This is a genomic window from Actinomycetota bacterium (assembly GCA_035759705.1).
Taxonomy (GTDB): domain Bacteria; phylum Actinomycetota; class CADDZG01; order JAHWKV01; family JAHWKV01; genus JAJCYE01.
On record DASTUJ010000152.1, the window covers coordinates 1 to 25836 of the forward strand.

The following is a 25836-nucleotide window of genomic DNA, read 5'->3' on the forward strand; positions in this document are numbered from 1 at the left end:
TCCGGTGCGGTGCAGAAGGCGCAGATCCGGACAAGGTCACCCTTGAGGAGATAGCTACCAAGGACGTGACCACCCTTTCCCCGGACGCCACGATAGACCTCGCAGTCACCCTGATGCGCGAAAAGGCCATACGCCGAATCCCGGTGGTTGAGGACGGCAAGCCCGTCGGAATCGTCACTCTTGGCGACCTGGCCATCGAGAAGGACCCGACGTCGGCGCTGGCCGACATCAGCGCAGCTCCGCCCGACCCCGCCGGTCCCTCCAGTGACGGCAACGGAAACGGAATGGGCAAGGTCCTCCCGGCAGCAGCCGCAGGCGCAGGGGTCATCCTTGCAATCGAGCTTGTTCGGAACCGGGGCAAGAAGCGCAACCTCCGCGTTGCAGCCAAGCGGTTGAAGAAGACCGGCAAGAAGCTGCGCAAGACCGGCGACAAGGCCGGCTCGGAGGCAACCCAGCAGGCGGCCAAGTACGCCAACGCTGCGCTCAAGGAACTCCGTAACAAGGGCAAAAAGATGCGCCGCAAGGGCAAGCAGGAGTTCGTCGAGGCGAAGGTCGAGCACAAGATCCACTCCGCCGGACGCCACGCCGAGCACACCGCAAAGGACATGGGCAAGCGCGCCGAGGCCATAACCAAGGAACTCAGTAAGCGCGCCGAGAAGAAGGCCCACCAGATCAGCAAGAAAGCTGAGCAGAAGGCCAAGGAAGTCGGCAAGAAAGCCGAACGCAAGGCCCGCGAGATCAGCAAGAAGGCCGAGCACAAGGCTGAAGAAGTTCGGGAGATGGTTGGCTCACGCCGCTAGTCGTCCCGTTGTAGATCTGAGGCCCTCCCCACCCCCCTGGGGAGGGTCTCGTCAGTTCAGCAGGTAGTCGCCCAGCTCCGGCAGGGTCTCGAACACCGCTTTCGCCCCTGCCTCCTTCAGCTCCTCCGGTGAGAACCCGCCTGTGAGGACCGCGACGGTTTCAATGCCGGCCCGCGCCGAAGCTATGCAGTCAAAGGGCGAGTCGCCGATCATCAAAGCCTGGTTCTCGCCGCCCTTCTCAATGGCGGCCAGAACCAGGTCCGGGTCCGGCTTGGTCCGGGATACGTCCGCAGAGCCTGTCCAGCCGTCGACCAGGTCCCGGATGCCGAGCAGGTCCAGGTAGTGGTCGATCTCGAAGGGCTTGCCCGAGCTGGCCAGGATGATCTTGTGGTCGGCCTCCTTCAGCCTCTCGATCAGCTCCTTGGCGCCCTCCATCGGCTCCACCTCCTCGATGAGGTTGCGGTAGAGCACCTTCTCGGCCGCCCGGATGTCGTCCCCGAGCTCGGCCTCGACGTCGTCGCCCAGCAGGTCCGCCACCAGGTGGTCGCCGCCCATGCCCATCTTCCGGTGGATTCTCCACACCGGGACGATCTTGTCGAAGCTCCGGAATGCCCGATACCACGCCAGGGCGTGGTGGTAGTTCGTGTCGACCAGGGTCCCGTCGACATCGAATAGCAGCACGTGCGGGATGAAACTCATGGGTAAACCGTTACCCGGACCGGGGAGAATCAAGTCATGGACAACGCCGGGCTCGGGGAACTGCTGGCCGCGGCCGCTGAGGAGGCCGAGGGCCACCTTCAGCGGGCCCTTCGGCGGGCGTCGCACCGGGCGATGACCTGGCCGGTGGAGCTGGCCGACCTCGCGGAGCGGGGCGAGCTTCAGTCGCTCGAGGGCATCGGCCCGACACTCGAGCGGATTATCACCAAATGGCTGGAGGAGGACGAGCCGGTCCCGACCCCGCCCGAGACCCGGGCCGGATTCCTGACCCTCACCAAGGTCCGCCGGATCCTGTCGGAGTTCCCGCACCTCAAGCTCCGGGGCGACCTGCAGAGCCACACCACCTGGAGCGACGGGGGAGTGACGGTCGCCGAGCTGGCCGCCCTGTCCGAGGCCCACGGCTTCGAGTACCAGGCGATCACCGACCACTCCAAGGGCCTGAAGATCGCCGGGGGGATGGACGAGGACGAGCTGACCCGGCAGGGCTACGAGATCGAGGACGTGAACGAGCGGTACGCCGCCGGCGGCTTTCGCCTGCTGCGCAGCATCGAGATGAACATCAGCCCCACCGGCGAGGGCGACATGGCGCCGGAGTCGCTCGCCGGCCTGGACCTGGTGCTCGGGTCGTTCCACTCGAAGCTGCGCCTGAAGGAGGACCAGACCGAGCGCTACCTGGCGGCGCTGCGAAACCCTGATATCCACATACTCGGGCACCCCCAGGGCCGGATGTGGAACTTCAGGACCGGCCTGCACGCCGACTGGCGCCGGGTATTCGCCGAGGCGGCCGAACTGGGCAAGGCCGTGGAGATCGACGCCTTCCCCAACCGCCAGGACCTCAAGGTCGAGCTGCTGGAGATCGCCGCCGAGGAGGGGCCGACCATCTCCATCGGCAGCGATGCCCACTGGCCGGGCCAGATCGGCTTCGTGGAGTTCGGCCTGGCGGCGGCTCTGGAGGCCCGGATCCCGCCGGGGCGGATCCTTAACCTGCGGAGCGCCGACGAGCTGATCCGGTGGGCGGCCGGGCTGCGGGACGCCCGGCTCTGAGGTTTGCCGCCATATGGCCTCGGGAACAACCTATGCACTTCTGAACACCGCATGGAAAGGGACCGACGGATTGAAGAGCGCGTATGAGGTCAACCCATCGATCTGGGTAGAGACCACCGACGAAACGAACTACCCGTCCCTTCCCAGCTCCGGCATGTCCTTCGATGTCGCCGTCATCGGCGGAGGGATCACCGGTCTGACGACCGCTCTGCTGCTCAAGCGTGCCGGCTTCACCGTTGCCCTGATCGAGGCCCGTCGGATCGCTTCGGGCGCCACCGGCTACACCACCGCCAAGGTCACTTCGCTTCACGGCCTGACCTACGCCGGGCTCTTGAAGGAGCAGGGAGAGGACAAGGCCCGGCAGTACGCCGAGGCGTCCCAGGCAGCGGTAGAGCAGATCGCATCCATCGTCGCCGACGAGGGCATCGACTGCGGTTTCGAGCGGATGCTCGCCCTGACCTACACCGAGGACCCGGACCGGGTGGGCGACATCCAGGACGAGGTCGACGCAGCCCGGGCTCTGGGGCTGCCGGCGTCGCTCACCACTACCACCGACCTGCCCTACGAGGTGCGAGCGGCGGTCAGGTTCGACGACCAGGCCCAGTTCCACCCCCGCCGCTACGCGCTGGGGCTGGCGCAGCTTATCGACGGCGACGGCTGCCGGGTGTTCGAGGAGACCCGGGCGCTGGACATCGACGCTGAGGAGGGCCGCCGTCACCGGGTGGAGACCGAACACGGGGTTCTCCACGCCGACCACGTGGTGCAGGCGACCCATCTTCCGTTCCACGACCCGGCGGGATTGTTCGCCCGCACGGCGCCCACCCGTTCCTACTGCATGGCGGTTCAGATCGAGGGGCCGGTTCCCCAGGCAATGTACCTGAGCGCCGACAGCCCGGTTCGCTCCCTCCGGCCTCATCGCAACGGCGACACCGAGTACCTGCTGGCCGGCGGCGAAGGCCACAAGGTCGGCCAGGGCGACTTCACCACCACCCGGTACGCCAAGCTCGAGGCGTGGGTCCGGGACCGGTTCAACGTCAAGTCCGTCGACTTCCGATGGTCGGCCCAGGACTACATGCCGGCCGACGAGGTGCCGTTCATCGGCAAGCTCTCGCCGAAGTCCGACCGCCTCTACGTCGCCACCGGGTTCAAGAAGTGGGGAATGACCACCGGGACCGCCGCCGGGATGATCCTCACGGACTACATCCTGGAGAAGCCGAACCCCTGGAGCGAGGTTTTCGACGCCACCCGGCTGGATCTCGGCGCCTCGGCGGCCAAGCTGATCAAGGAGAACGCCAACGTGGCCAAGAGGTTCCTGGGCGACCGCCTGTCGGCACTGGTAGCACCGGACATCGACACGCTGAAGCCGGGGGAGGGGGCCATCGTCCGGGCCGGCCGGCACAAGGTTGCGGCTTACCGGGAGCTCGGGGGAATGGTCAAAGCGGTTTCACCGACCTGCACGCACCTGGGCTGCGTGGTCTCGTTCAACGACGCCGAGCAGTCCTGGGACTGCCCGTGCCACGGCTCCCGGTTCGACGTCGACGGCGGGGTGATCGAGGGCCCGGCCCTAGAGCCGCTGGAGGTCGTGGACGTGGGCGACGAGGTAGTCGTCTCACCCTGACGCCGGCGGAGATTGGCTCTTGATCAGGCCGTTTGGGCGCTTTTATACTGAACCAAGAATTGAAGTGAGCCGGGAATATGAGCGAACCTTCTGAAGCAACCCCCGTACCTCCCGATCAAGAGATGCCTTCCGGCGCGATGGAGGACTCCGAGCCGCAGCCCGAGCAGGACGAGATGCCGAGCGGAGTGATGGAGCCCGGGGAGCCGTGAGCTGGAGCGGTTGGGAGTCGCTCGGAGGGATTCTTACCTCTGGACCAACGGTCAGCTCCTGGGCCGCAAACCGACTGGACATCTTCGTCAGGGGCGCCGACAACGCCCTGTGGCACAAGTGGTGGAACAACGGCTGGAGTGGCTGGGAGAAGCTCGGCGGCGGGCTGAACTCCGATCCTGCGGCCGTCTCCTGGGGCCCGAACCGCATCGACGTCTTCGTCAGAGGCACCGACAACGCCCTTTGGCACAAATGGTTCAACAATGGCTGGCGCGGCTGGGAGTCGCTCGGCGGAGTTCTCACCTCGGGCCCCGCGGTCAGCTCGTGGTCCGGCGGCCGGCTTGACGTCTTCGTCAGAGGCACCGACAACGCCCTGTGGCACAAATGGTTCGACGACGGCTGGAGCGGCTGGGAGTCGCTCGGCGGAATACTCACATCGGACCCGGCAGCCGTTTCCTGGAGCCCGGGCCGGATAGACGTCTTCGTCAGAGGCACCGACAACGCCCTGTGGCACAAATGGTTCGACGACGGCTGGAGCGGCTGGGAGTCGCTCGGCGGGGTTCTCACCTCGGGCCCCGCGGTCAGCTCGTGGTCGGCCAATCGCCTCGACGTCTTCGTTCGGGGGACCGACAACGCCTTGTGGCACAAGTGGTGGGACAACGCCTGGAGCGGCTGGGAGTCCCTGGGCGGCGTCTTGCTCTCCGACCCCGACGCAACATCCTGGGCGACGAGCAGGATCGACGTCTTCGTGAGGGGCACCGATAGCGCGCTCTGGCACAAGTGGTGGTCCGATCCGTCGGTCCGGTTGTCGTTCAACATGCAGCAACAGACTCAGTCGAACTGGTGCTGGGCGGCGGTGTCCACCAGTGTCGCCCACTACTTTGACTCCGCCTCCGGCTGGACTCAGTGTGGGGTGGCAAATGGGGAGCTGGGGCGGTCGGACTGCTGCACTCCGGGTGGCGCCGGTGGCCCGTGCAACGTCTACGGCTTTTTGGACTCCTCGCTGGATCGGGTGGGTCACCTGGACCACTGGGTGGGTGGAACCGCCACCATGGCCACCGTTTCGACCGAGTGCGACGAGGGCCGGCCGGTCGGCGTGAGAACCGCCTGGTCGGGAGGCGGAGCCCACTTCCTCGCAATCATCGCCCACCTCCCCGGCGACTTCTACGGAGTGGACGACCCGATCTACGGCAAATCCGACATCTCCGAGGCCACCTTCAAGACTGCCTATCAAGGGAGCGGTTCGTGGACGCATACTTACTTCGTCAAGTGAGAGGACCGGGGTTGGCATGGCTGTGACCGGCAAAGAGCCCCCCGGAGCGATGCGCAACTCCGTTCAGGAGGCACTCAAGCAGTTCGCCCGAATGCCGGAGGAGCGGCTCCACGCCCTTCAAGGCACCAGGGTGGCTGCGCTCGAGCCCTCCGAGCCGCACGAGGTGTTCAACCTCGGGCTGGCCGACCTGAAGGCCGGCAACCTCGCCCGGGCCAAGCCGGTCAGCTGGCGGTTTCTCCTGCGGCAGGACGACAAGGTGGTCGCCAGCGCCGAGGCGGTGACCGATGGTGGCGGCGCCCGGTTCTCCCAGTTCAACAAGGGTCCGTTCGTAAACTCGACGGCTGCCGCCCTGGAGAGCTCGCGACGGCTCGTGGGCAGGGACAAGTCGTACGAGGCGAGGGTGCTCCATGTCCCCGCTCTCTACACGATGATCCTGTGGCTACACGACGAGCAAGGTAACGAGGACGTGTATGTGCCCCTGGAGCCGGCGCCGGCGGGCATCGAAGCCGGCCGGTCCTATTCGGAGGGTGAGCTGTTCGGGATCTTGAGGGAGAAGGCTAGCAGCATCCCCGATATGGGGCCCGACGACCGTCGAGGAGGCTAGCCGCAGGCCAGCCGTGCGGTCGGCGTGGGGTTGATCGGAACCCCGCCCGAGCGGATCTCGAAGTGCAGGTGCGGGGGGCCGCCTTTTGCGTTCCCCGAGTCGCCGACGTAGCCGATCGTCTGCCCCGCCGCTACCTTCTGCCCCGGCGCCACCTCTGAATAGCCGGCCAGGTGGGTGTAGAAGTACTCGTTTCCGTCGTTCCCCTTCAGGTAGACACTCATACCGCCCAGAGAGCTTGTCTCGCGGCGGAGCAGCGTCCCGTCGACGATGGCCGCCGCCGGAGTCCTCATAGCGGCAAACATGTCCACCCCCTGGTGTGAGCGTCCTCCGGAGCGGGGAGCGCCCCAGGTGTCGGTGAACGAAACCGGCCCGTTGACCGGGCAGGATCCTTTTTTGGTCCCCACAGGAACCGGTGTGGCTCCGGCCAGCCTTGCGGTAGCCGGGCTTGGCGAAGCGAGGGCCTTGACTGCGCCGGAGGGCGTCGGGACGGCCATCACCGCTGCGGCGGCCGTCTTCTTGGCTGCTTCCGCCTTTGCTTTGGCGGCCGCGGCTTCCTTGGCCGCCTTCTCCCTTTCGGCCTTGAGGGCGGCCTCCCGGTCGGACGCCAGCTTGGCCTCCAGCGACTGGGCTTTGGTGAAGTTGTCGGTCAACGACCTGGTTTGGGTCGACATGCCGGCGAGCAGGTTCTTCTGCTCCTCCTCTTCGGCGACCAGCTGCTGCTGCAGGCTCGTGACTTCGGAGGTGACCTTGACGGCGTTGGCGATGGTCGTCGAGTCCTGCTTAGCAGCTCCCTCGATCAGCTTCATCCGCAGGCCGAAGTCGTTCAGTGACTCGGCTCCCACGAGAAATTGGAAGATCGCCACCGGTCCCCTGCGGTACATGACGTTTGCCCGTTCGCCGAGCCGGCTCTGCGCCTGCTGCTGGTTCAGCTCGGCGACCTTGAGGGACTCCTTGTTGGCGGCGATCGAAGCCTGCGTCTCGGCCAGCTTCGCCTGGGCGGCGTCGTAGGCCGCCACGGTGCGGTCGAGCTCTTTTTGCACCGCCGCCCGCTCGTTGCGGGCCTTGAGCAACTCCTTCTCGGTCGCCGCCGTCGCAGGGGCGGCCACCAGCCCCATAACCAAGGCGATCAGGACGACGAGGAACAGGCCCTTCAGGGCCGCAAAAGTGGACCTTGGGCGCGAAGAGTCCCAGCTTGTAAAGGTCACCCGGGGATTATCCACCCGATCCGCGAAATTCCTGTGAACCTGCGTTAAATCAGGTCAAGAAGTGGAGACTTCTAGCCCTTGACCGCACCCATCGTGAAGCCCGAGATGAAACGCTTCAGGAACAGGTTGAAGATCAGCGCGATGGGGACGGCGACAATCAACGTCGCCGCCTGGAGTGATTGCCAGAAGAAGACGTCGCCCCGTACCAGCTCGGTCGGAACGCCTACGCTCACAGTCTTCTGCGTCGTCTGGGACACAAACGCCAGGGCGTAGATGAACTCGCTGGCCGACAGAGTCGAGGCGAAGACGACCACCGCGATCAGACCTGGGATCGCCGCCGGCAGCACCATCTTGAAGAAGGCGCCCATCCGGCTGCAGCCGTCGACCATCGCCTGCTCCTCGATGTCCCGGGGGATCGACCGGAAGAAGCCGGTCAGCAGCCACACCGACACCGGGATCGTGATCGTCGGGTAGACCACCACCAGCGACCACCGGGAGTCCTGCAGGCCCAGCTGGGCAACCACCGGCGAGAGCGAGATGAACAGCAGCGAGGGCGGGATCAGGTAGACGAAGAAGATGGCGATGGCGACGGCCCCGCCCTTCTTGAGGTTCAGCCGGCCCAGGCTGTAGGCCGCCGGAACCGACACCAGCAGGGTGATGGCCACGACACACAGCGACACCACGACGGTGTTGCCGACGAACGTGCCGAACGCAGTCTGCTGGAACAGCAGCCTGACGTGATCCAGCGTCGGCGGCTCGTTGAACAGAAACGGGTTGTTGTCCCGGCTGTACAGGTCCGGGCTGGTCTTGAAGGTAGTGATAAGGCCCCACGCGAAGGGGAATGCCGCCTGGAGGGTGAACAGCAGCACAAGGGTGTACAGCACCACCCGCCCGGCTATGCGCTTGCGGTTCGCCGAAACCTGGGCGGCGGTCACCCGATGTCCAGCCGCCGGACGGCCCGGAGAATCAGAACGGCCATGAGGGCCAGCACCGGGAAGGCGAACAGGGCGATTGCCGCCCCCTGGGCCAGGTCTCCCGCCTGGATCCCCCGGAAGAACGCCCAGGTCGGCAGGACCTGGGTGGCGTCGATCGGGCCCCCCCGGGTCAGCACGTAGGGGACGCTCATGTCGGCGAACACCACGACCGCCCCGAACAGCACGGCCACCGCGGCCACCGGCAGCAGCAGGGGGTCGGTGATCTCCCACTGGGTGCGCCAGAAGCCCGCCCCGTCCACCCGGGCGGCGTCGTAGATCTCATCCGGGATGGCGACGATGCCGGCCATGATGATCACCGCAGCGAGGGGGACTATGCGCCAGACCTGGACAAGCACCACCGACACCACCGCGAGGTCCGGGTTGCCCAGCCAGTTGAGGCTGCCGTCGATGAAACCGAAGTACCTGAGGGTCCAGTCGATCGGGCTGAACAACGAGTCCAGCATCCACAGCCAGGCGATTGCCGCCAGGGATACCGGCGTGGTCCACGGCAGCAGGATCAGGAACCGGACCACCCACTTGCCCTTGAAGTCCATGGTGAGCACCTGGGCAAGGATGCGGGCGACGACCACGACCAGCACCATCGTCACCGTCGTCATCACCACGCTGTTGCGGAGCGACCGCCGGAAGACCGCGTCGTCCAGGACCCGGCGGAAGTTCTCGAAGCCGACGAAGTCCAGGCTGGGGTCGCCGACGGTAACGTCGCTCAGGCTGTAGGCGATCGCCAGGAAGAACGGGATGGCCACCAGGGCGAAGATGTAGAGGATGGAGGGCGCCAGCAGCAGGGGAGCGAGGACCCCCTCCCGTTCGAACAGGTAGCGCTTACGGCGGGGTTCGGTCATAGGCCGTAGGGCCTCGGGTCGGTGCGCTCCCCGGACTCGGCGTCGAAGAAGCGCAGGTCCGACCCGCGAACGAAGAAGTCCTGGCCCTTACCGTCGGCGACCTCCAGCGGCAGCGCAGCCGGCAGGACCCCGGTGACCTTGTTCTGCCAGTCGTCGCCGGAGACCACCCCGAGCACGTGTCGCTCCGACCCCAGGTACTCGATGCGCTGAACGTCCACCGACAGAGTTAGGCCCTCCCCGGAGCGTTCCGACGCCGGCAGCAGCGCCTCCGGGCGAAAGCCGACGATAACGTCTCCCCGCCGGATCAGGTTCATCGGCGGCGACCCGACGAAGGTGGCGACGAAGGTGTCCGCCGGGTTGGCGTAAACCTCCTCCGGAGTGCCGATCTGCCGGAGCTTCCCGTCGTTCAGGACGGCGATGCGGTCGCCGAGACCCATCGCCTCCACCTGATCGTGGGTGACGTACAGGGTGGTGACGCCGATCCTCTTCTGAAAGCTCCTCAGCTCGTCCCGGGCGGATCCCCGCAACTTGGCATCCAGGTTCGACAGCGGCTCGTCCAGCAGGAAGACGCTCGGCTCGCGGACCAGCGCCCGGGCCAGCGCCACTCTCTGGCGTTCGCCTCCCGAAAGCTGCCGGGGCTTGCGCTTCAGCAGGTGGCCGATGCCCAGCAGGCCGGCGGCCCACTCGACCTTGGCCGGCCGGTCCTGTTTTTCCACCCCCTGCGCCTTCAGCGGGAAGACGATGTTGTCGTAAACCGTCTTATGCGGGTACAGCGCGTAGCTCTGGAACACCATCGCGATGCTGCGGGCCCGCGGCGGCAGGCCGGCCATAGGCTCGCCGGCGATGTAGATCTCGCCCGATGTCGGCTGCTCCAGCCCGGCGATCAGCCGGAGCAGCGTGCTCTTGCCGCTGCCGGAGGGGCCGAGGAGGACCAGGTACTCGCCCTCCTCGGTGACCAGGCTCAGGTCGTCGACGGCGGGGCTCTGCCCGTCGAAGACCTTCGTCAGGTTGCGTGCTTCGACAATCGCCATCAGCCGAAGCTCACAGCCGTGCCGGCCCTAACGTTCGCCGCCGACCAGCCCGTTCTGGCGCCACTTCTGGAAGATCGCCTTCACCTGGGCGTCGGCCTCGGCCACCGCCTGCTGGGCCGACAACTGCCCGCGGGCGGCCTTCGCCATCATCTGCGGCAGCACGAAGGTGCTGAACACCTCGCCGATCGCCGCATTGGTCGGCCCCGGGTGCCCGACGTTGGTGCTCCAGCTTTCCGCTTCCTTCAGCAGTGCCAGCTTGTCGGCGGGCTTGGAGTTGTACGGGTCGTCGTCCAGCCAGTCGTTGGTCTCCTCGACGGTGTCCGGGAACGCCGGGAGGGTGTAGAGCTCGGAGTTGTTGGTGGCGTCCGAGTAGTTCGCCAGCAGGTGAAGGATGAACTCCTTGGCCGCATCCGGGTTGGCGGCGTGGTTCGGGATGACGTAGATCGGGATGGCGTGCGCCGACGCCAGGCCCTCCCCGCCGGGCCCCTTCATCGGGACGCTGAACGCTATGTCGTCGGCGACCTCGGGGTTGTTCTTCTGGGCCGACCGGTAGGCCGATATCGAGTTCAGGATGTAGGAGAGCTGCCCTGCGATAAGCGCCTGGTTGTTGGAGGCGGCGTTCCAGCCGAAGACCTCGTCGGTCATGGCGCCCCGGAACAGCCTGGTCATCATCTCGACTGCAGCGACGGTCTCCGGCGAGTTCAGAGTCACGTTCTGATCGGCGTCCTGCACCGATCCTCCGAACGACCAGATGAGCGCCCGGGCCGCCATGTTGGAGTCGATTTCGTTCGACATGCCGAGCCCCAGGGCGATGTTCTGGTCGGTCTTGATCTTCGTGCCGCCCTCGAGCAGCTCGTCGTAGGTCGTGGGGCCGTTCTCCATGCCCGCCCTCTCCCACAGGCTGGTCCGGTAGTTGCCCGGGTCGGGGGCCCAGCCGTGGCAGAAACCCCAGTACTTCTCGGTCCGGGGGTTGAAGGTGCTGCGGGTGCAAAGCGCCAGTTGTTTGCCGTGGCGGGTCTCGGCCTCTTTGACGAGGTCGGTCAGGTCGAGGACGCTCGGCTCCAGCGACGACGGCGGGAAGATGAACTCGATGAGGTCGTGGCCCTGCTTGGCTGCAATCTCCGAGCCTGCGCGGGCCGGGATCTCCGCCTGGTCGATGTGGTCGATGCTGACGTTGACGCCCACCTGCTGGCCCCAGTCACGGGCGAACGGGTCGAACCAGGTGTCGTGTTTGGGCACGAAGTGGCTCCACTGGAGGATCTTCAGGTCCCCGGAGAGCTTGACCGATGGGGTGGCCGCCACGGTCGAGGAGCCGCTGCCGCTGCCTCCTCCGCCGTTGCCGCCGCACCCGGTTGCAGTAGCCGCCGCCGCCAGCGCCGTGAGTCGCAGGAACTCCCTCCGTGAAATCGCTCGCACCATCCCCAGCCTCCCTCCGCCAAAAGGAACCCAATGCGGGTCGAAAGGATACATTTTTTGATCGCGGCAGCGACACGGAATTTTGCCGTTTCAGAACACGGCAGTCCCGCCATAGGGACGGCTCCCTTAAGTTTTGTCACCCCGGGTGCGCTACCATTCGCGTGTGAACTCAACCGTAGAAATCAAGGGGCCCACGCAGGTCCAGCTGAACATCGAGGTTCTTCCCGAAGAACTCAAGACCATGAAGTCGGACACCCTCAAGCGCCTGGCGCAGGAGATCAAGGTGCCCGGTTTCCGCAAGGGCAAAGTCCCGCCCCAGGTCATGGAATCCCGTATAGGTAAGGAGACGGTCCGCCAGGAGATCCTGGCAGACGCCCTTCCGCACTTCTACTCGAAGGCGATCATCGAGCACGACATCAAGCCCATCAACCAGCCCGAGATCAACGTAACCAACTACAGCGAGTCCGAGCCGCTGACCCTCACCGCCACCGTGGACGTCCGCCCGGACCTGGAACTTCCCGACTACAAGGGCATCAAGGTCTACGCCCCGCTGCCGGACGCCACCGAGGACGACATCAACAACCAGATCCAGCGGATCCGGGAGCGCAACGGGATCCTGGAGCCCATCGGGCGCCCGGCCGCCAAGGGCGACTTCACCACCATCGACCTGTTCGGGTTCCGCCACGGCGAGCCGCTCGAGGGCGCCCAGGTGGAGGACTTCGTCTACGAGGTCGGCTCCGCCCGCTTCCTTCCCAAGCTCGACGAGGAGCTGATAGGCAAGAAGGCCGGCGACATCATCCAGTTCAACAGCCCGATGCCCCGGGGCTTTGGTCCCGACCAGGAGGAGGGAACCCTCAAGGTCGTGGTCAAGGAGGTGCAGACCAAACGCCTGCCGGAGCTGGACGACGAGTTCGCCAAGTCGGCGTCGGAGTTCGACACCCTGCAGGAGCTGAGGGACGACATCGCCGCCCGTATCGGCAAGCACAAGAAGAAGGACTCGGACGTGGCTGTCCGCAACCTGATCCTGCAGGACCTGCTGAACCGGGTGGAGGTCCCGCTGCCGGAATCCATGGTGGCCAAGGAGACCGAGATCCGCCTGGCCCGCTTCATCCAGGACCTCCAGCGCAGCGAGATCGACATCGACGAGTACATCGAATCCCAGGGTAAAACCCGTGAGGAGTTCATCGAGACCTACCGCGCCGCAGCCGAGACTGCGGTGTCCGCAGACCTGATTCTGGAGTCGGTGGCGAAGGCGGAAGGAATGGAGGTCAGCGCCGAGGACCTCCAGGAAGAGATCGAGATAATGGCCGGGCAGATGCAGACCGACGTCGAGACGCTGGCGACCAATATTGCCAACACCGGCTCGGTTACCGTGCTGGCCGGTGATATTCTCAGAAGGAAGGCACTCGACTTCCTGGTCGAGAACGCAGAAGTCCTCGAAGAAAAAACCTCCAAAGACTAACTAGTGATGCACTACCAATTCGATTAAGGGGTGAGCATGAAGAATTACCTCGTCCCCATGGTTGTGGAGCAGACCAACCGCGGCGAACGTTCCTACGACATCTACTCGCGGCTGCTCAAGGACAGGATCATCTTCCTGGGCACGCCCATCGACGACGCAGTGGCGAACCTGATCACTGCACAACTTTTGTTCCTCGAGTCCGAGGACTCGGACCGGGACATCTCCATCTACATCAACTCCCCGGGCGGGCAGGTCTACGCCGGAATGGCCATCTACGACACCATGCAGTACATCAAGCCCGAGGTTTCGACCCTGTGCCTGGGCATGGCCATGTCGATGGGCGCCATCCTGCTGGGCGGCGGCGCCAAGGGTAAGCGGTTCGCCCTTCCGAACGCCAAGATCATGATCCACCAGGGCTCAGCCGGCTTCCAGGGCACCCCAACCGACATCGACATCCAGGCCCGCGAGGTTCTATCGCTCCGCAAGCGGATGGCAGAAATCCTCTCCAAGCACACAGGACAGCCTTTCGAGCGTGTCGAAAAAGACATCGACCGGGACAAGTTCATGACCGCTGAGGAGGGCAAGGAGTACGGTATCATCGACGACATTCTGGCCCACCGAGAGCAGTCCCCCGTCGCGATGCAGCAGCTTGCAGAGGCAACCGAAAACTAAATCCACAACCTCTAGGGAGTAGATATTGCCTAAATTCGGCGAGGGAGGCGATCTCCTCAAGTGCAGCTTCTGCGGCAAGTCCCAGAAGCAGGTCAAAAAGCTGATCGCCGGTCCCGGGGTCTACATCTGTGACGAGTGCATCGACCTCTGCAACGAGATCATCGAGGAAGAGCTCACCGAGACCACGGAGCTAAAGCTTGAAGAGCTTCCCAAGCCAAGGGAGATCTACAAGTTCCTGAACGACTACGTCGTCGGTCAGGAGCAGGCGAAGAAGGTTCTATCGGTAGCCGTCTACAACCACTACAAGCGGATCCAGGCGGGTACCCGCAACGACGGCGACGACGTCGAGTTGCAGAAGTCCAACATCATGCTGCTCGGCCCCACCGGCTGCGGCAAGACGCTGCTGGCGCAGACGCTGGCCCGGATGCTGAACGTTCCGTTCGCCATAGCCGACGCCACGGCGCTGACCGAGGCCGGCTACGTCGGTGAGGATGTCGAGAACATCCTGCTGAAGCTCATCCAGGCCGCGGACTACGACGTCAAGAAGGCCGAGACCGGCATCATCTACATCGACGAGGTCGACAAGATCGCCCGCAAGTCCGAGAACCCCTCGATCACCCGGGACGTCTCCGGCGAGGGGGTTCAGCAGGCGCTGCTGAAGATCCTGGAGGGGACCACCGCCTCGGTTCCGCCGCAGGGGGGCCGCAAGCACCCCCACCAGGAGTTCATCCAGATCGACACCTCCAACGTGCTGTTCATCTGCGGGGGTGCCTTTGCCGGTCTCGAGAAGATCATCGGCGCCCGCATCGGCAGCCGCAGCATCGGCTTCGGGGCGGACGTGCGGAAGATGGAGACCAAGGACCTGGGGGAGATCCTCGAGAACATCCTTCCCGAGGACCTGCTGAAGTTCGGTCTGATCCCCGAGTTCGTCGGACGTCTGCCGGTCATCTCCCACGTTCACAACCTGAGCCGGGAAGCCCTGATCGAGATCCTCACCAAGCCGAAGAACGCTCTGGTCCGCCAATTCAAGAAGACCTTCGAGCTGGACGGCGTGGAGCTGGAGTTCTCCGACGGCGCACTTGCGGCCATCGCCGACCAGGCCATGCTGCGCGGCACCGGAGCCCGCGGGCTGAGGGCCATCATCGAGGAGGTCCTGCTGGACGTCATGTACGAGCTTCCGAGCCGCAAGGACATCGGCCAGTGCGTGATCGACACCGAGACGGTACTGGAGAAGGTCAACCCCACGCTGGTGCCCCGGGTAAACCCCCGGACCACGCCCAAGCGTCCGGAACGGGGCGAGCGTTCGGCCTGAAAACCGTTCCAATTTCGAGAGCCGGCCCCCCAGGGGGCCGGTTTTTTTTCGGCCCCACCCTCCCGGGGCGATTGTTTCAACCCCGGGGCATTGGGCAAGTCTTTGCCCGAAGGCCAGCCGGGCGTAATCGATCGCATGAGTACAATCGGCCGGCCCCAAAATAAGGCAACAGCAGCGGGGCGGTTTCGTCTCAAGGAACGAAAGGCTGAACACATGAAGATATCCAAGAAGAACATCTGCCAGCTGGGTCTCGGCAGCCTGCTGGCGGTTTCGGTGTTTTCGCCGTCGGCCGGTTTCGCGGTGCCATCCGTCTGTGACGGTGGTCCGATTCCCGAGGGCTACAACGTGATCAACGGCAACGATTCCAGCCAGACGCTCACCGGTACCGCCGGTCCGGATGTCATCTTCGGCCGCGGCGGCAACGACATCATCAAGGGCTTTGCCGGCGACGATATCCTTTGCGGCGGCGCAGGCAACGACACCCTCCTCGGCGGCGCGGGCAACGACACCCTCGGCGGCGGCGGCGGCGACGATGAGCTGCGTGGCGCCTCAGGTGCCGACCTCCTTTCCGGCGGCGGCGGCGCAGACGATTTGTTCGGCGCAGCCGGCAGCGACACCCTCTTCGGGAACGAAGGCCCGGACTTCCTGAACGGCGGCTTCGGCAACAACTCCAACAACGGCGGTGACGGGGTCGACGAGTGCATCAACCCCGACCCGTCCGAAGGCGCAACCCAGTGTGAGAACGGCCCCAACCCGGTTTAACCGGGAAGATCGAGCAACGAAGCGGCTCCCCGAAAGGGGGGCCGTTTTTCGTTTAAGGCACCTGCGTACCTGCCGATAGACAACCATGAGCTCGCTCGACTCTTCGACGCGCAACCTGGGCCGGTTTCCGGCTCGCATTCACGTCCTGCTCGCTCGGGACACCCCGGATGCGGTGGTGATCCGCAGAGGTCCCGCCCGGCAGGTGGCGATCGTCGGGTGGGACCGTTCCACGGACCAGTTCAGGGTCGGGCAGTGGCTGCGGGGACGGATCTACGAGAGGCGGTGCGACCTGTCGCCCGATGGGAAGCACCTGATCTACTTTGCGATGGGCACCCCCCGGGCCCCGCAAACCAAGGCCACCTGGACCGCCATCTCCCGGGCCCCTTACCTCAAGGCCCGTGCCTTCTGGTCCAAGGGCGACGCCTGGGCCGGCGGCGGCATGTTCCTGTCGTCCGAGACCTACTGGCTCAACCGGAGCTGCACCGAGACCCTGGAGTGGGACGACACCGGCCTCACGCAGCAGGCCGAGTACCCCTGGCACGAGGGCTACGGCGGCGAGTGTCCCGGCGTCTACTACATCCGCCTCCAGCGCGACGGCTGGGCCCTGAAGCACTCGGCGCCGGGCCGCGGGGGCACCGTCTCGACTTTCGACAAGCCTCTGAAGGGCCACTGGACTCTGCGCAAGATGGCTTTCGCCACGACGCAGACCAAGCCGGGAACCGGCTGCTACTTCGACGAGCACCAGCTGGTCAACACCCGAACGGGGGCTGTGGAGAATTACGAGGAGTGGGAGTGGGCGGACCACGACGGCGATCGGCTGATGTGGGCGGAGGCCGGGTGCCTCTACGCCGGCCGGTTGTCGGACGGGGGGCCTGCCGAGGTTCGGATGCTCTACGACTTCACGCCTTTGACTTTCGAGAACCTGACGGCGCCGTACTGAGCGCCGAACCTTCCAGGTTCCCTGAGAGGGGCACGGGGTAACACCAGTCGGTGAACGATATGTACGACGCGCTGGTGATCGGCGGCGGCCCCGCCGGGCTGGCGGCTGCCGGCTGGCTGGCGCGCTTTCGGAGGAGTACCGTGGTCCTCGACAGCTGTGAGTACCGCAACCGGTGGGTCGACAAAGCCCACGGCTACCTCGGCCACGACCCGGCCAACCCCACCGAACTGCTGGAGACGGCCCGCAAGCAGCTCGCCGCCTACCCGGACCTGGCCATCGTCTGCACCACCGCCGAGACGGCAGAGGCGGTTGACGGCGGATTCCGGGTCACCTCCGGCGACGGGGAGTTCTTTGGCCGGCGGCTGGTTCTGGCCACCGGCACCAGGGACGCCTTTCCCGACATCCCGGGCTTCTTCGAGCACTACGGGTCGGAGGTCTTCCACTGCCCGGTGTGCGACGGGTACGAGGCCAAGGACCGAAAGGTCGCCGTCCTCGGCTGGAACGACCAGGTGACCGGATTCGCGGTCGAGCTCACCAACTGGGCCAAGACCGTGACCGTCGTCGCCCAGGGCAACCGTATCGACAAGGACGACCGGGTTCGAGGGCGGCTCAACCGCCACGGCGTCACCCTGTGCGAGGAGGACGCCGTCGAGCTGCTCGGAAGGCGCGGCTCGCTGGAGGGGGTACGTCTTCGGACCGGGGAGGTCCTGGACTGCGACTATCTGTTCTTCTCGCTGCCCGAGCACCCGGTCAACAGCCTCGCCCGCAGGCTCGGGTGCGAGGTGGACGAACAAGGACACGTAGTGATCGACAGGCAGGGACGAACGAGCGTCGAGGGTGTCTACGCCGCAGGCGATCTCACTCCGGGCGAGCAGCTGATCCAGGTTGCCGCGGGGGAGGGGACTCTGGCCGGGGTCACCTGCGCAGAGTCCCTCCTGGAATCAGCCGACTAGACCGAGCTCCTGGAGCTTGGACACCAGCTCGTTGTTGTTCGGCTCGGTCAGAGTCGAGCTGTCGGGGAACACGATCGTCGGTACGCTTCTTGCTCCACGGTTGATCTTCTTGACCAGTGCCACGGCGGAGGGATCCTGCTCGATGTTGATCTCTTCGTAGACCACGCCGTGTTTGTCCAGGGTGCGCTTGGACCGTATGCAGTCCGGGCACCAGGTGGTGCTGTACATCTTTATGGTCATATCGACGGAACCGCACAGGCAACGCCGGTGCCCTTCAGGCCGCAGTAGCCGTTGGGAACCTTGTGCAGGTACTGCTGGTGGTAGTCCTCCGCGTAGTAGAACGGTCCGGCTGCAGCGACCTCGGTGGTCACCGACCCCCGGTGCGCCTGCTCCAGCGCCTGGTTGTAAGCCTCGAGTGTTGCCTCAGCCATCTGCTGTTGCTCCTCTGTCGTGTAGTAGATAGCCGACCGGTACTGGCTGCCGACGTCGTTGCCCTGCCGCATTCCCTGCGTCGGGTTGTGCTCCTCAAAAAAAGTCTTCAGCAGTTCTCCATAGGTGATCTTTTCCGGGTCGTAGACAACCAAAACCGCCTCGGCGTGCCCGGTTCTGGCCGTGCACGTCTCCCGGTAGGTGGGGTAGGGGGTGTAACCGCCGGTGTATCCGACAGCCGTCGTCCAGACGCCCTCCTTCTGCCAGAACAGCCGCTCGGCCCCCCAAAAACATCCGAGGGCGAAGATCGCGGTTTCCAGGTGGTCGGGGAACGGAGGCTGGATGGGGTTTTTCAGGACCTCGTGCAGCTCGGGGATGGGGTAGGCGTACGTGTCGCGGCCGGGGAGCGCGTCCTCCGCAGTGACGGCGGTGGTCTTGGCGCGGGATGAGAACAACATTTGAGCTCCTTGATCTTTCCTCAAGCTTCTCAGCTTACGGGCGTTACTTGGAACAACGCCGGGGACGCAGGGATCATTCCGCGCGGCTTGCCCTGTTACGCTTGTCCGGTGAAGCCGGGGCCAGCCGCGGCGCCGGTTCACTCCTCGGGAGGGCGAGTGCATTGCGTCGTTCAGTTGCCCTGGTGTTCGTATGCCTGCTGGTCCTGAATGCGTGCGCCGGCGACCCCGAGCCCGAAAAGACCACCTCCTCGTCCACGCCGGCGGTTCTCCCGTCGGGAGTTCCCGAGGAGGCAGTCGAAGCAGAGGTTGTGGCGGACGGAGAGATCGACACCGTCTGGGCCCGCATCGGCGGCGAAGGCGACGGACTTCGGATAACCATCGCGGGGCTCGTCCCTCCGGCCCGGGGCGGGTGCTGGGATGCCGAGGCGAAGGCTTTTGCCAACCAGGAGCTTGCTGTCGGTTCGACAATTTATCTACTTCCCGGTGGGGAGGACGACCAGCGGTACGTCTACAAGGACGACGGCACCTTCCACAACGACAGGGCACTCAGGCTCGGCCACGCCAAGCTGACCCAGCCGCTCCCTGACGATCGATTTGCCGGCGAGCTTGCCGCAGCGGAGAAAGCGGCCCAGGACGCCGGCGCAGGAGTTTGGGCGTGCGCTGCGGCCCCGGCGGTGAGCCCCGCCCCTCCGCCGCCCCCGGCTCCGCGGTCCCCGGGCGCTCCCGCCCCAGCTCCCCGGCCGCCCGCCCCGGCCCCGCCTCCGGCTCCCGCTCCGGCGCCTCCCGGCATCCCCGTGGGCCGGACCGTCTCGCTCGGTGACGTTTTTCTCATGCGTGTGGGGGAGGCGGTCGGCATCCAGGGCCAGGGACTGACCGTCAGCTACACCCAGGTGATGGAGGACACCCGCTGCCCTCCGGGCGTGCAGTGCATCCAGGCCGGCAACGGAAAAATCCTGGTCACGATGCACAAGGAGGGGAGTAACTCCGCCGCCTTCGAGTTGAACACGACCGACGGGCCCAGGTCCGGTCGGTACCTGAACTACACGGTGACGCTGGTGGAGATGAACTGGGAAACGACTCCTACCGTGAGGTTCCGGGTCAGCTAGCCATTCGAGCCAGTTGGTACAATCGACTGGTAGTCGAGGCAGCCGTTCGCTTGGCTGCGAGGCCGGCTCTACGCACCTCATTACCGGCCGCCCCATTTTTGAACTCCGCCCTTGAACCTGGAGCCGTGCCTGATGTCAGTCGTGTCCTTCCTTACCCGGAGCTCCTCGTGACCGGCGCGCCCGCAGACCCCACGGAGATCCCAAAGGTCTACTCCCCGGCCGAGGTTGAAAACCGGCTCTACCGGGAGTGGGAGACCAAAGGCTATTTCCACGCCGAGCGCGACCCGGACAAAGAGCCGTTCACCATCGTCATCCCGCCCCCGAACGTCACCGGGGCGCTGCACATCGGCCACGCCCTGGACCACACGCTGCAGGACGTCCTCGTCCGGTTCAAGCGCATGCAGGGCTACGCCACCCTGTGGTTGCCGGGAATGGACCACGCCGGCATCGCGACGCAGAACGTCGTCGAGCGGGAGCTTCGCAGCCAGGGGCTGACCCGGCACGACCTCGGCCGAGAGAAGTTCGTCGAGACCGTTTGGGAGTGGAAGGAGCTCTACGGCGGCAAGATCACCGAGCAGGACCGCCGTCTGGGCTCCTCCCTGGACTGGGACCGTGAGCGGTTCACGATGGACGAGGGTCTCACCAGGGCCGTCCGCCGGGTCTTCGTCGACCTGTACAACGAAGGCCTCATATACCGGGGCAATCGAATCATCAACTGGTGCCCTCGCTGCGGCACGGCACTCAGCGACATCGAGGTCGACCACTCCGACCACGAGGGAGTCCTGGAGCAGTTCCGGTACGACTTCGAAGACGGCTCGGGCTCGGTCAGCGTCGCCACCACCCGGCTGGAGACGATGCTGGGCGATACCGCAGTCGCAGTGAACCCCAAGGACCCCCGCTACGCCGACGCCGTCGGCAAGTTTGCGATCCACCCGTTCAGCGGACGGCGAATCGAGATCGTCGCCGACGACGCGGTCGACATGGAGTTCGGTACCGGCGCGGTAAAGATAACCCCGGCCCACGACCCCGTCGACTTCGAGATCGCAGAGCGCCACGACCTGGAGAAGATCTCGATCATGGACGGCCAGGCCAAGATCAACGCCAACGGCGCGCCGTTCGAGGGGATGGACCGGTACGACGCCCGCATGGCGGTCCGTAAGGCGCTCCAGGAGAAGGGCCTTTACGAGGGCTCCACCCCCCACAACTACGCAATCGGAAAGTGCAGCCGGTGCGGCACCATCGTCGAGCCTTGGCTGAGTGAGCAGTGGTTCGTTTCCATGAAGCCCCTGGCGGCGCCGGCCATCGCTGCGGTCAAGCAGGAGCGGACCAGGTTCTACCCGGCCCGCTGGACCAACTACTACCTGAACTGGATGGAGGGCATCCGGGACTGGTGCATCTCCCGGCAGCTGTGGTGGGGCCACCGCATCCCGGTCTGGTACTGCGACAACGGCCACCAGTGGGCGGCCATGGAGGACCCGGCGGGGTGCCCCGAGTGCGGCAGCACGCACATCCACCAGGACCCCGACGTCCTGGACACCTGGTTCTCCAGCCAGCTCTGGCCGTTCTCGACCCTCGGCTGGCCCGACGAGACCGAGGACCTGAAGTACTTCTACCCGACCTCAGTCCTTGTCACCGGTTACGAGATCATCCACATCTGGGTCTCCCGGATGATGATGTCGGGTCTGCGGTTCATGGACGAGGTCCCGTTCGAGTGGGTCTACATCCACGGCATCGTGCGGGACGCCCAGGGCCGCAAGATGTCGAAGTCGCTGGGCAATGTGATCGACCCGCTGGAGCTCATCGACCAGTACGGGACCGACGCCCTGCGCTTCTCGCTCGCCGAGCACGCCACCGGCCAGGACATTTTCCTCAGCACCGAGTGGGTCTCCGGTTCCCGCAACTTCGTGAACAAGCTCTGGAACGCCGCCCGGTTCGTCCTGGCCAACGCCGCCGGACGGCAGGTCGGGGACCTGCCCGATGACGACGAGCTTGAGCTCGCCGACCGCTGGATCCTGGGACGGCTTTCGGCCGCCACCACCGAGGTGACCCGGCAGCTGGAAGGGTTCGAGACCGCCGCCGCAGCGCGCATGGTCTACGAGTTCATCTGGAGCGAGTTCTGCGACTGGTACATCGAGGCCGCCAAGCAGCGCCTCTACTCCGACGACCCGGCGGTTGCCGGTCCGGTGCGTGCGGTCCTGGTCAACGTGCTGGAGCAGGCGCTGCGGCTGGCCCACCCCTTCATCCCGTTCGTCACCGAGGAGATCTGGCAGATGCTCCCCATCGAGCACGCCAAACCGTCGATCATGATCTCCGACTGGCCGGTGGCCGCTCCTGCGGACGAGGACGCGGTGAACGCCTTCGCCCGGGTGCAGGACGTGGTCTCCGCGATACGCAGCTTCCGTTCGGAGCGAGGCATCTCACCGAAGGTCAGGCTCCGTCCGTCCGCAACGTCGGACGACCCGGCCGACCGTGATGCGCTGCGCCGGGACGGCGCCCTGATCTCCCGCCTGGCGGGCCTGGACGAGCTGGTCGTCTCTCAATCGCTGGACGGAACGCCGGGCGCCCGGTTGATCGCAGGCATTATCGAGATCGCCGTCCCGATGGAGGGCCTCATCGACACCCAGGCCGAGACCGACCGTCTGGGCAAGCTGATCGAAAAGATCCAGAAGGAGATCGTCAAGATCGAGACTAAGCTCGCCAACAAGGGCTTCACCGACCGGGCGCCGGCCGACGTGGTCGCCGAGCAGCACCGCCGGCTGGACGAAGAGAAGGCCACGCTGGCCAAGCTCCAGGCTCAGCTCGCCCTGCTCGGATCTTGAGCCTCACCCCCAAGCAGGCTCACGCGTTTCTCGACGCCCGCGGCTTTGGCATCACCCCCGGCCTCGCACGCATCGAGGCGCTGACCCGCCTGCTCAGCGAGCCCCAGCTCAACTTCTTGACGATCCACCTGGCGGGGACCAACGGCAAGACCTCCACCGCCCGCATCCTCACCTCGATTCTGGCCGGGCACGGCCTCAGCACCGGGCTCTACACCTCCCCCCACCTCCACGACGTCCGGGAGCGGTTCGTTCTGGCCGGGTGGGACGAAGGCCCGGTATGGGACACCATCGACGAGCAGGAGTTCGCCGACACGCTGACCTACCTGCTGCCGTTCATCCAGATCGTCGAGGACGACCTCGGGGAGCAGATGACCTACTTCGAGATCACGACGGCCATGGCGTTCGAGTGGATGTCGGAGAGATCGGTTGCCGCCGGCGTGATCGAAACCGGCCTGGGGGGACGGTGGGACGCCACCAACCTGGTCCGGAGCTCGGTGTCGGTGCTGACGCCGGTCGATGTCGACCACGCCGCCTACCTCGGCAACACGCCGGCGGCGAACGGTTCGGAGAAGGTCGACATCGTCAAAGCCGGCTCCACCGTGGTCTCCGCCGCCCAGACGCCCGAGGTGATGGAGCTCCTCGACGCTCGGACCACCAAAGTGGGCGCCAAACTGCTGGTGCTGGGCGCCGACTTCCACATCGCATCGAACGAGACTGCCGTCGGGGGCCGGGCGGTGACGATAAAGACGCCGAACGCCACGTACGAGGACCTGTTCCTGCCGCTTCACGGCGCACACCAGGGGGTGAACCTGGCGCTGGCCGTCGCAGCCGCCGAGGCGTTCCTGGGCAAGGAGCTGGACTACGAGCTCCTGAGCTCGTCGCTGCTCACGGTCAGCTCGCCGGGCCGGCTGGAGGTGGTCGGCCGCAAGCCGCTGATCGTGCTCGACGGGGCGCACAACCCCCACGCCGCCCTGGCGCTGCGCAACACCCTCTCCTCCGACTTCCTGTTCAAGAACCTGACCATCGTGCTGTCGATATTCGAGGACAAGGACATCAAGGGGGTGCTGGACCAGCTGGTCCCGGCAGCCGACCGGGTGATCCTGACCCGGGGCGACAACCCGCGGTTCGCCTCACCGGAGACGCTGCGCGACCTGGCGCCGGTGGTCCCCGGACAGGACCCGCCGGAGCTGGCTCCGACAATGGCTGACGCCCTCGACCGGGCCCGTTCGATCTCGGACGAAGAGGACATGATCCTGCTCACCGGTTCTCTTCACGGCGTAGGCGACGCCCGGAGCTATCTGCTGGGTGACGACTGAAGTGTGAACCTTAAGGTTTGCCGGTTTATCGGAGGTTCGTCCGGGGTAGAGATGCTGGTTGCGTACCCCCCGCACGTGGGGCTGGACACGCAACTTTTCTCGTTCCCGAAAAGGCTTGAAAACTCTGTACTTCACGACGGAACGTCCGGACGTACGTAGGAAGGAGTATGAAATGGGCTCGGGGGACTACGACGTAAACATCGAAGGCACAATCCACTCGTGGGACAAGGCCACCATCTCGGTACCGGAGATCAGGGAGCTCGGGGGGTTTCCGGCCGGAAACCCGGTGGTCGCCATCAACCTGGCCGACAAAAGCGAGACGCCCCTACCCGAAGATGCGGTTCACGAAGTGCTCAAGCACGACGACGGCAGGCCGCTGGTGAAAAAGATGTGCTTCAAGCGGGGTTAGTCCTCTTCGCAGTCGACCATGTCTGCGCCCGTCTCCCGACGCACCTCGCACAGCCGGTCCTTGCCGGCCTCGTCCCGGTTTTCGATTTCAACCTGCTTGCGGTTCCAGGAGTACAGCGCAACCAGTAACAGAACCGTGACCAGGAAGATTGCGGCGTAGCGGCGGTTACCCTGCTGCCACGGCAGGCGGGGTTTGTGGCCCTTGGCGTCGCGGCCGGGTGGGGGAGGCAGGCTGACGGTCACCCGGCGGGCCTCTCCTGCAGCACCCAGCCGTTGCCGTCCGGGTCGTCGAAGAAGGCGAACGAGTTCCACCGGCCCCCGTGGCCGTCTTTCCACTCCCCGTCCTCGAAGTGGCGGACTGGGCTGATCTCGACGTTGCGACCAACTAGCTCGGCTCGGGCGGCGTCGATGTCGTCGACGACCAGCTGGAGTCCCTGAACCGAGCCCGGAGGCTTGTCGGTCCCGGTGCCGAGCATGATGGAGCACCCCGACCCGGCAGGTGTGAGCTGGACGATGCGGAGCGAATCGGAGATCCGATGATCGAGGTCGACGACGAACCCGCATTCGTCGCCATAGAACCTCTTGGCCCGATCGATATCGCTGACCGGAATGGGTATCAACTCGAGCTTGAAGTCCATGGTCCGGAGTCTACGAGTTGGCCTGCGCACAATAAAGAACTCGTCCGCGTTTCGAGAGCAAGGCTAGAATTTCCTACTGCGCCGTCGAAAGGGGGAATGGTTTGCAGGTCCGTGATAAGCAGCGGCAGGCCGTCCCTCCACGGCGCTCGGGTCAGTCCTCCCGCGCGGATCGTCCGGCCACCCGGCACATTGCAGAGGTCCAACGGCTGCAGAGGACGGCCGGCAATCGGGCGGTAGCCCGCTTGCTCGGCGGCGGCAGCTCGGCGGACACCGTCCAGCGGCTCGTCACAACCCTGCCGGTTGCCTATGTTGGGCAGGATCCGGGCGCTCTGGACCGGCTGAAGCTGTATATGACCACCGCACAGGTGGCGACCGGCGGCCGTACTTTTCAGCAGGAGGTCGTTCGCGTCGCAAAGGCGCTCGACAAGATCCAGCCGTCCAAAGCCACCGAGCTCAGAGACAGAGTCAAAAACATGCGGCTGAAGAAGACCCAGGCGGAGGTATTCAACGACGCAGCAGCCCTGGCGCCTTTCGTCACGGACTTGAACAACTTGATCAACACGTTTCAGCTCGACGCTGCCGCGACCGCGGTTACCGGCAGGGAAGAGGGCGATACGCACCATCGGGACTACTTCTTCCAGACGCCCGCCGACCCCGAGGAAGTGAAGTTCGACCTGGACCGGTGGAGCCGTAAGGGCGAAAACTTCCTGACCGGCGGGTTTTCCGGCCTGACCATCAAAGGGATTGTCGACGAGGCGGTCAAAGACTGGGACCCCGCCCGAGGCAGTGTCGTCACACTGCTAAACCAACGC

At 65.4% G+C, this 25836-nt stretch carries 27 protein-coding genes and 1 pseudogene; 18 read left to right on the top strand and 10 right to left on the bottom strand.

Annotation, left to right across the window (positions count from 1 at the left end; genetic code table 11):
* Positions 1-800, top strand: an 800-nt coding sequence (locus tag VFV09_10440; protein HEU4868132.1) for a CBS domain-containing protein, incomplete at its 5' end; no start/stop codon positions are given.
* 51 nt (positions 801-851) lie between these two features.
* Here VFV09_10440 and VFV09_10445 read toward each other — a convergent pair.
* Positions 852-1499 carry an HAD family hydrolase gene (locus tag VFV09_10445; protein ID HEU4868133.1) on the bottom strand — a complete coding sequence of 216 codons (648 nt, stop codon included), beginning with the start codon at positions 1497-1499 and terminating at the stop codon, positions 852-854.
* 36 nt (positions 1500-1535) lie between these two features.
* On the opposite strand from VFV09_10445, the gene VFV09_10450 reads away from it, so the two are divergent.
* From VFV09_10450 to VFV09_10475, 6 genes and pseudogenes are all read left to right on the top strand, one after another.
* Entirely contained in the window at positions 1536-2561 is a 1026-nt protein-coding gene (locus VFV09_10450; GenBank protein ID HEU4868134.1) for a PHP domain-containing protein, read from the top strand.
* A gap of 70 nt (positions 2562-2631) precedes the next feature.
* On the top strand, positions 2632-4179 hold the full coding sequence (locus VFV09_10455; protein ID HEU4868135.1) for an FAD-dependent oxidoreductase: 1548 nt from the start codon (positions 2632-2634) through the stop codon (positions 4177-4179).
* Positions 4180-4256: 77 nt separating this feature from the next.
* Positions 4257-4388: a hypothetical protein gene (locus VFV09_10460; GenBank protein ID HEU4868136.1), complete on the top strand. Its 132-nt coding sequence runs from the start codon at positions 4257-4259 to the stop codon at positions 4386-4388.
* A pseudogene (locus tag VFV09_10465) lies at positions 4385-5176 on the top strand (carbohydrate-binding protein). The gene VFV09_10460 and the pseudogene VFV09_10465 overlap by 4 nt, the downstream one beginning before the upstream one ends.
* Positions 5177-5203: 27 nt before the next feature.
* Entirely contained in the window at positions 5204-5659 is a 456-nt protein-coding gene (locus VFV09_10470) for a papain-like cysteine protease family protein (GenBank protein ID HEU4868137.1), read from the top strand.
* Positions 5660-5675: 16 nt separating this feature from the next.
* Positions 5676-6263, top strand: coding sequence for a hypothetical protein (locus tag VFV09_10475; protein ID HEU4868138.1), 588 nt, complete (start codon positions 5676-5678; stop codon positions 6261-6263).
* On the opposite strand, the gene VFV09_10480 is transcribed toward VFV09_10475, so the two are convergent.
* The 5 genes from VFV09_10480 to VFV09_10500 form a co-directional block, all read right to left on the bottom strand.
* A complete protein-coding gene (locus VFV09_10480; protein HEU4868139.1) occupies positions 6260-7468 on the bottom strand; it encodes a peptidoglycan DD-metalloendopeptidase family protein in 1209 nt (402 codons plus the stop codon). The genes VFV09_10475 and VFV09_10480 overlap by 4 nt on opposite strands.
* Before the next feature lie 71 nt (positions 7469-7539).
* Positions 7540-8403: a carbohydrate ABC transporter permease gene (locus VFV09_10485; protein ID HEU4868140.1), complete on the bottom strand. Its 864-nt coding sequence runs from the start codon at positions 8401-8403 to the stop codon at positions 7540-7542.
* Complete coding sequence (locus tag VFV09_10490) at positions 8400-9302, bottom strand: sugar ABC transporter permease (GenBank protein ID HEU4868141.1); 903 nt, start codon at positions 9300-9302, stop codon at positions 8400-8402. Before VFV09_10490 ends, VFV09_10485 begins: the two co-directional genes overlap by 4 nt.
* Entirely contained in the window at positions 9299-10333 is a 1035-nt protein-coding gene (locus VFV09_10495) for an ABC transporter ATP-binding protein (GenBank protein HEU4868142.1), read from the bottom strand. Before VFV09_10495 ends, VFV09_10490 begins: the two co-directional genes overlap by 4 nt.
* 27 nt (positions 10334-10360) lie before the next feature.
* Positions 10361-11752 carry an extracellular solute-binding protein gene (locus VFV09_10500; GenBank protein ID HEU4868143.1) on the bottom strand — a complete coding sequence of 464 codons (1392 nt, stop codon included), beginning with the start codon at positions 11750-11752 and terminating at the stop codon, positions 10361-10363.
* Positions 11753-11912: 160 nt separating this feature from the next.
* Here VFV09_10500 and tig point away from each other — a divergent pair, with 160 nt between their 5' ends.
* The 6 genes from tig (at position 11913) to VFV09_10530 (ending at position 17850) form a co-directional block, all read left to right on the top strand.
* Positions 11913-13211 (top strand): trigger factor, encoded by a 1299-nt coding sequence (tig, locus tag VFV09_10505; GenBank protein ID HEU4868144.1) that lies wholly within the window; start codon positions 11913-11915, stop codon positions 13209-13211.
* Between the two features lie 36 nt (positions 13212-13247).
* Positions 13248-13883 (top strand): ATP-dependent Clp endopeptidase proteolytic subunit ClpP, encoded by a 636-nt coding sequence (gene clpP, locus VFV09_10510; GenBank protein ID HEU4868145.1) that lies wholly within the window; start codon positions 13248-13250, stop codon positions 13881-13883.
* Between the two features lie 25 nt (positions 13884-13908).
* Complete coding sequence (clpX, locus tag VFV09_10515; protein HEU4868146.1) at positions 13909-15195, top strand: ATP-dependent Clp protease ATP-binding subunit ClpX; 1287 nt, start codon at positions 13909-13911, stop codon at positions 15193-15195.
* 213 nt (positions 15196-15408) lie between these two features.
* On the top strand, positions 15409-15957 hold the full coding sequence (locus VFV09_10520) for a calcium-binding protein (GenBank protein ID HEU4868147.1): 549 nt from the start codon (positions 15409-15411) through the stop codon (positions 15955-15957).
* 85 nt (positions 15958-16042) lie between these two features.
* On the top strand, positions 16043-16897 hold the full coding sequence (locus tag VFV09_10525; protein ID HEU4868148.1) for a hypothetical protein: 855 nt from the start codon (positions 16043-16045) through the stop codon (positions 16895-16897).
* Between the two features lie 59 nt (positions 16898-16956).
* Positions 16957-17850: an NAD(P)/FAD-dependent oxidoreductase gene (locus VFV09_10530; GenBank protein ID HEU4868149.1), complete on the top strand. Its 894-nt coding sequence runs from the start codon at positions 16957-16959 to the stop codon at positions 17848-17850.
* Here the strand turns inward: VFV09_10530 and VFV09_10535 are convergent.
* On the bottom strand, positions 17839-18090 hold the full coding sequence (locus tag VFV09_10535) for a glutaredoxin domain-containing protein (protein ID HEU4868150.1): 252 nt from the start codon (positions 18088-18090) through the stop codon (positions 17839-17841). The genes VFV09_10530 and VFV09_10535 overlap by 12 nt on opposite strands.
* The gene (gene msrA, locus VFV09_10540; GenBank protein HEU4868151.1) at positions 18087-18737 is read right to left on the bottom strand and encodes a peptide-methionine (S)-S-oxide reductase MsrA; all 651 of its coding nucleotides are present in this window, start codon (positions 18735-18737) and stop codon (positions 18087-18089) included. Before msrA ends, VFV09_10535 begins: the two co-directional genes overlap by 4 nt.
* 161 nt (positions 18738-18898) lie before the next feature.
* Here msrA and VFV09_10545 point away from each other — a divergent pair, with 161 nt between their 5' ends.
* The 4 genes from VFV09_10545 to VFV09_10560 all read left to right on the top strand — a co-directional run bounded on the left by VFV09_10545 (position 18899) and on the right by VFV09_10560 (position 24387).
* Entirely contained in the window at positions 18899-19843 is a 945-nt protein-coding gene (locus VFV09_10545; protein HEU4868152.1) for a hypothetical protein, read from the top strand.
* A 167-nt stretch (positions 19844-20010) separates the two neighbouring features.
* Positions 20011-22662, top strand: a complete 2652-nt coding sequence (locus VFV09_10550; protein HEU4868153.1) for a valine--tRNA ligase — start codon at positions 20011-20013, stop codon at positions 22660-22662.
* A complete protein-coding gene (locus VFV09_10555) occupies positions 22659-23978 on the top strand; it encodes a cyanophycin synthetase (GenBank protein HEU4868154.1) in 1320 nt (439 codons plus the stop codon). The genes VFV09_10550 and VFV09_10555 overlap by 4 nt, the downstream gene beginning before the upstream one ends.
* A gap of 172 nt (positions 23979-24150) precedes the next feature.
* A complete protein-coding gene (locus VFV09_10560; protein HEU4868155.1) occupies positions 24151-24387 on the top strand; it encodes a hypothetical protein in 237 nt (78 codons plus the stop codon).
* Here VFV09_10560 and VFV09_10565 read toward each other — a convergent pair.
* Positions 24384-24629, bottom strand: coding sequence for a hypothetical protein (locus VFV09_10565; protein ID HEU4868156.1), 246 nt, complete (start codon positions 24627-24629; stop codon positions 24384-24386). The genes VFV09_10560 and VFV09_10565 overlap by 4 nt on opposite strands.
* On the bottom strand, positions 24626-25024 hold the full coding sequence (locus VFV09_10570; protein ID HEU4868157.1) for a glyoxalase superfamily protein: 399 nt from the start codon (positions 25022-25024) through the stop codon (positions 24626-24628). The genes VFV09_10565 and VFV09_10570 overlap by 4 nt, the downstream gene beginning before the upstream one ends.
* Before the next feature lie 101 nt (positions 25025-25125).
* On the opposite strand from VFV09_10570, the gene VFV09_10575 reads away from it, so the two are divergent.
* Positions 25126-25836: hypothetical protein (locus tag VFV09_10575; protein ID HEU4868158.1), on the top strand; the 711-nt coding region annotated here is incomplete at its 3' end.

Coding starts and splice junctions, on each gene's coding strand:
- VFV09_10445 (HEU4868133.1), bottom strand. CDS start 1,499: ATGAGTTTCATCCCGCACGTGCTGCTATTCGATGTCGACGGGACCCTG.
- VFV09_10450 (HEU4868134.1), top strand. CDS start 1,536: ATGGACAACGCCGGGCTCGGGGAACTGCTGGCCGCGGCCGCTGAGGAG.
- VFV09_10460 (HEU4868136.1), top strand. CDS start 4,257: ATGAGCGAACCTTCTGAAGCAACCCCCGTACCTCCCGATCAAGAGATG.
- VFV09_10470 (HEU4868137.1), top strand. CDS start 5,204: ATGCAGCAACAGACTCAGTCGAACTGGTGCTGGGCGGCGGTGTCCACC.
- VFV09_10475 (HEU4868138.1), top strand. CDS start 5,676: ATGGCTGTGACCGGCAAAGAGCCCCCCGGAGCGATGCGCAACTCCGTT.
- VFV09_10490 (HEU4868141.1), bottom strand. CDS start 9,302: ATGACCGAACCCCGCCGTAAGCGCTACCTGTTCGAACGGGAGGGGGTC.
- VFV09_10495 (HEU4868142.1), bottom strand. CDS start 10,333: ATGGCGATTGTCGAAGCACGCAACCTGACGAAGGTCTTCGACGGGCAG.
- VFV09_10500 (HEU4868143.1), bottom strand. CDS start 11,752: ATGGTGCGAGCGATTTCACGGAGGGAGTTCCTGCGACTCACGGCGCTG.
- clpP (HEU4868145.1), top strand. CDS start 13,248: ATGAAGAATTACCTCGTCCCCATGGTTGTGGAGCAGACCAACCGCGGC.
- VFV09_10520 (HEU4868147.1), top strand. CDS start 15,409: ATGAAGATATCCAAGAAGAACATCTGCCAGCTGGGTCTCGGCAGCCTG.
- VFV09_10525 (HEU4868148.1), top strand. CDS start 16,043: ATGAGCTCGCTCGACTCTTCGACGCGCAACCTGGGCCGGTTTCCGGCT.
- VFV09_10530 (HEU4868149.1), top strand. CDS start 16,957: ATGTACGACGCGCTGGTGATCGGCGGCGGCCCCGCCGGGCTGGCGGCT.
- VFV09_10535 (HEU4868150.1), bottom strand. CDS start 18,090: ATGACCATAAAGATGTACAGCACCACCTGGTGCCCGGACTGCATACGG.
- msrA (HEU4868151.1), bottom strand. CDS start 18,737: ATGTTGTTCTCATCCCGCGCCAAGACCACCGCCGTCACTGCGGAGGAC.
- VFV09_10560 (HEU4868155.1), top strand. CDS start 24,151: ATGGGCTCGGGGGACTACGACGTAAACATCGAAGGCACAATCCACTCG.
- VFV09_10570 (HEU4868157.1), bottom strand. CDS start 25,024: ATGGACTTCAAGCTCGAGTTGATACCCATTCCGGTCAGCGATATCGAT.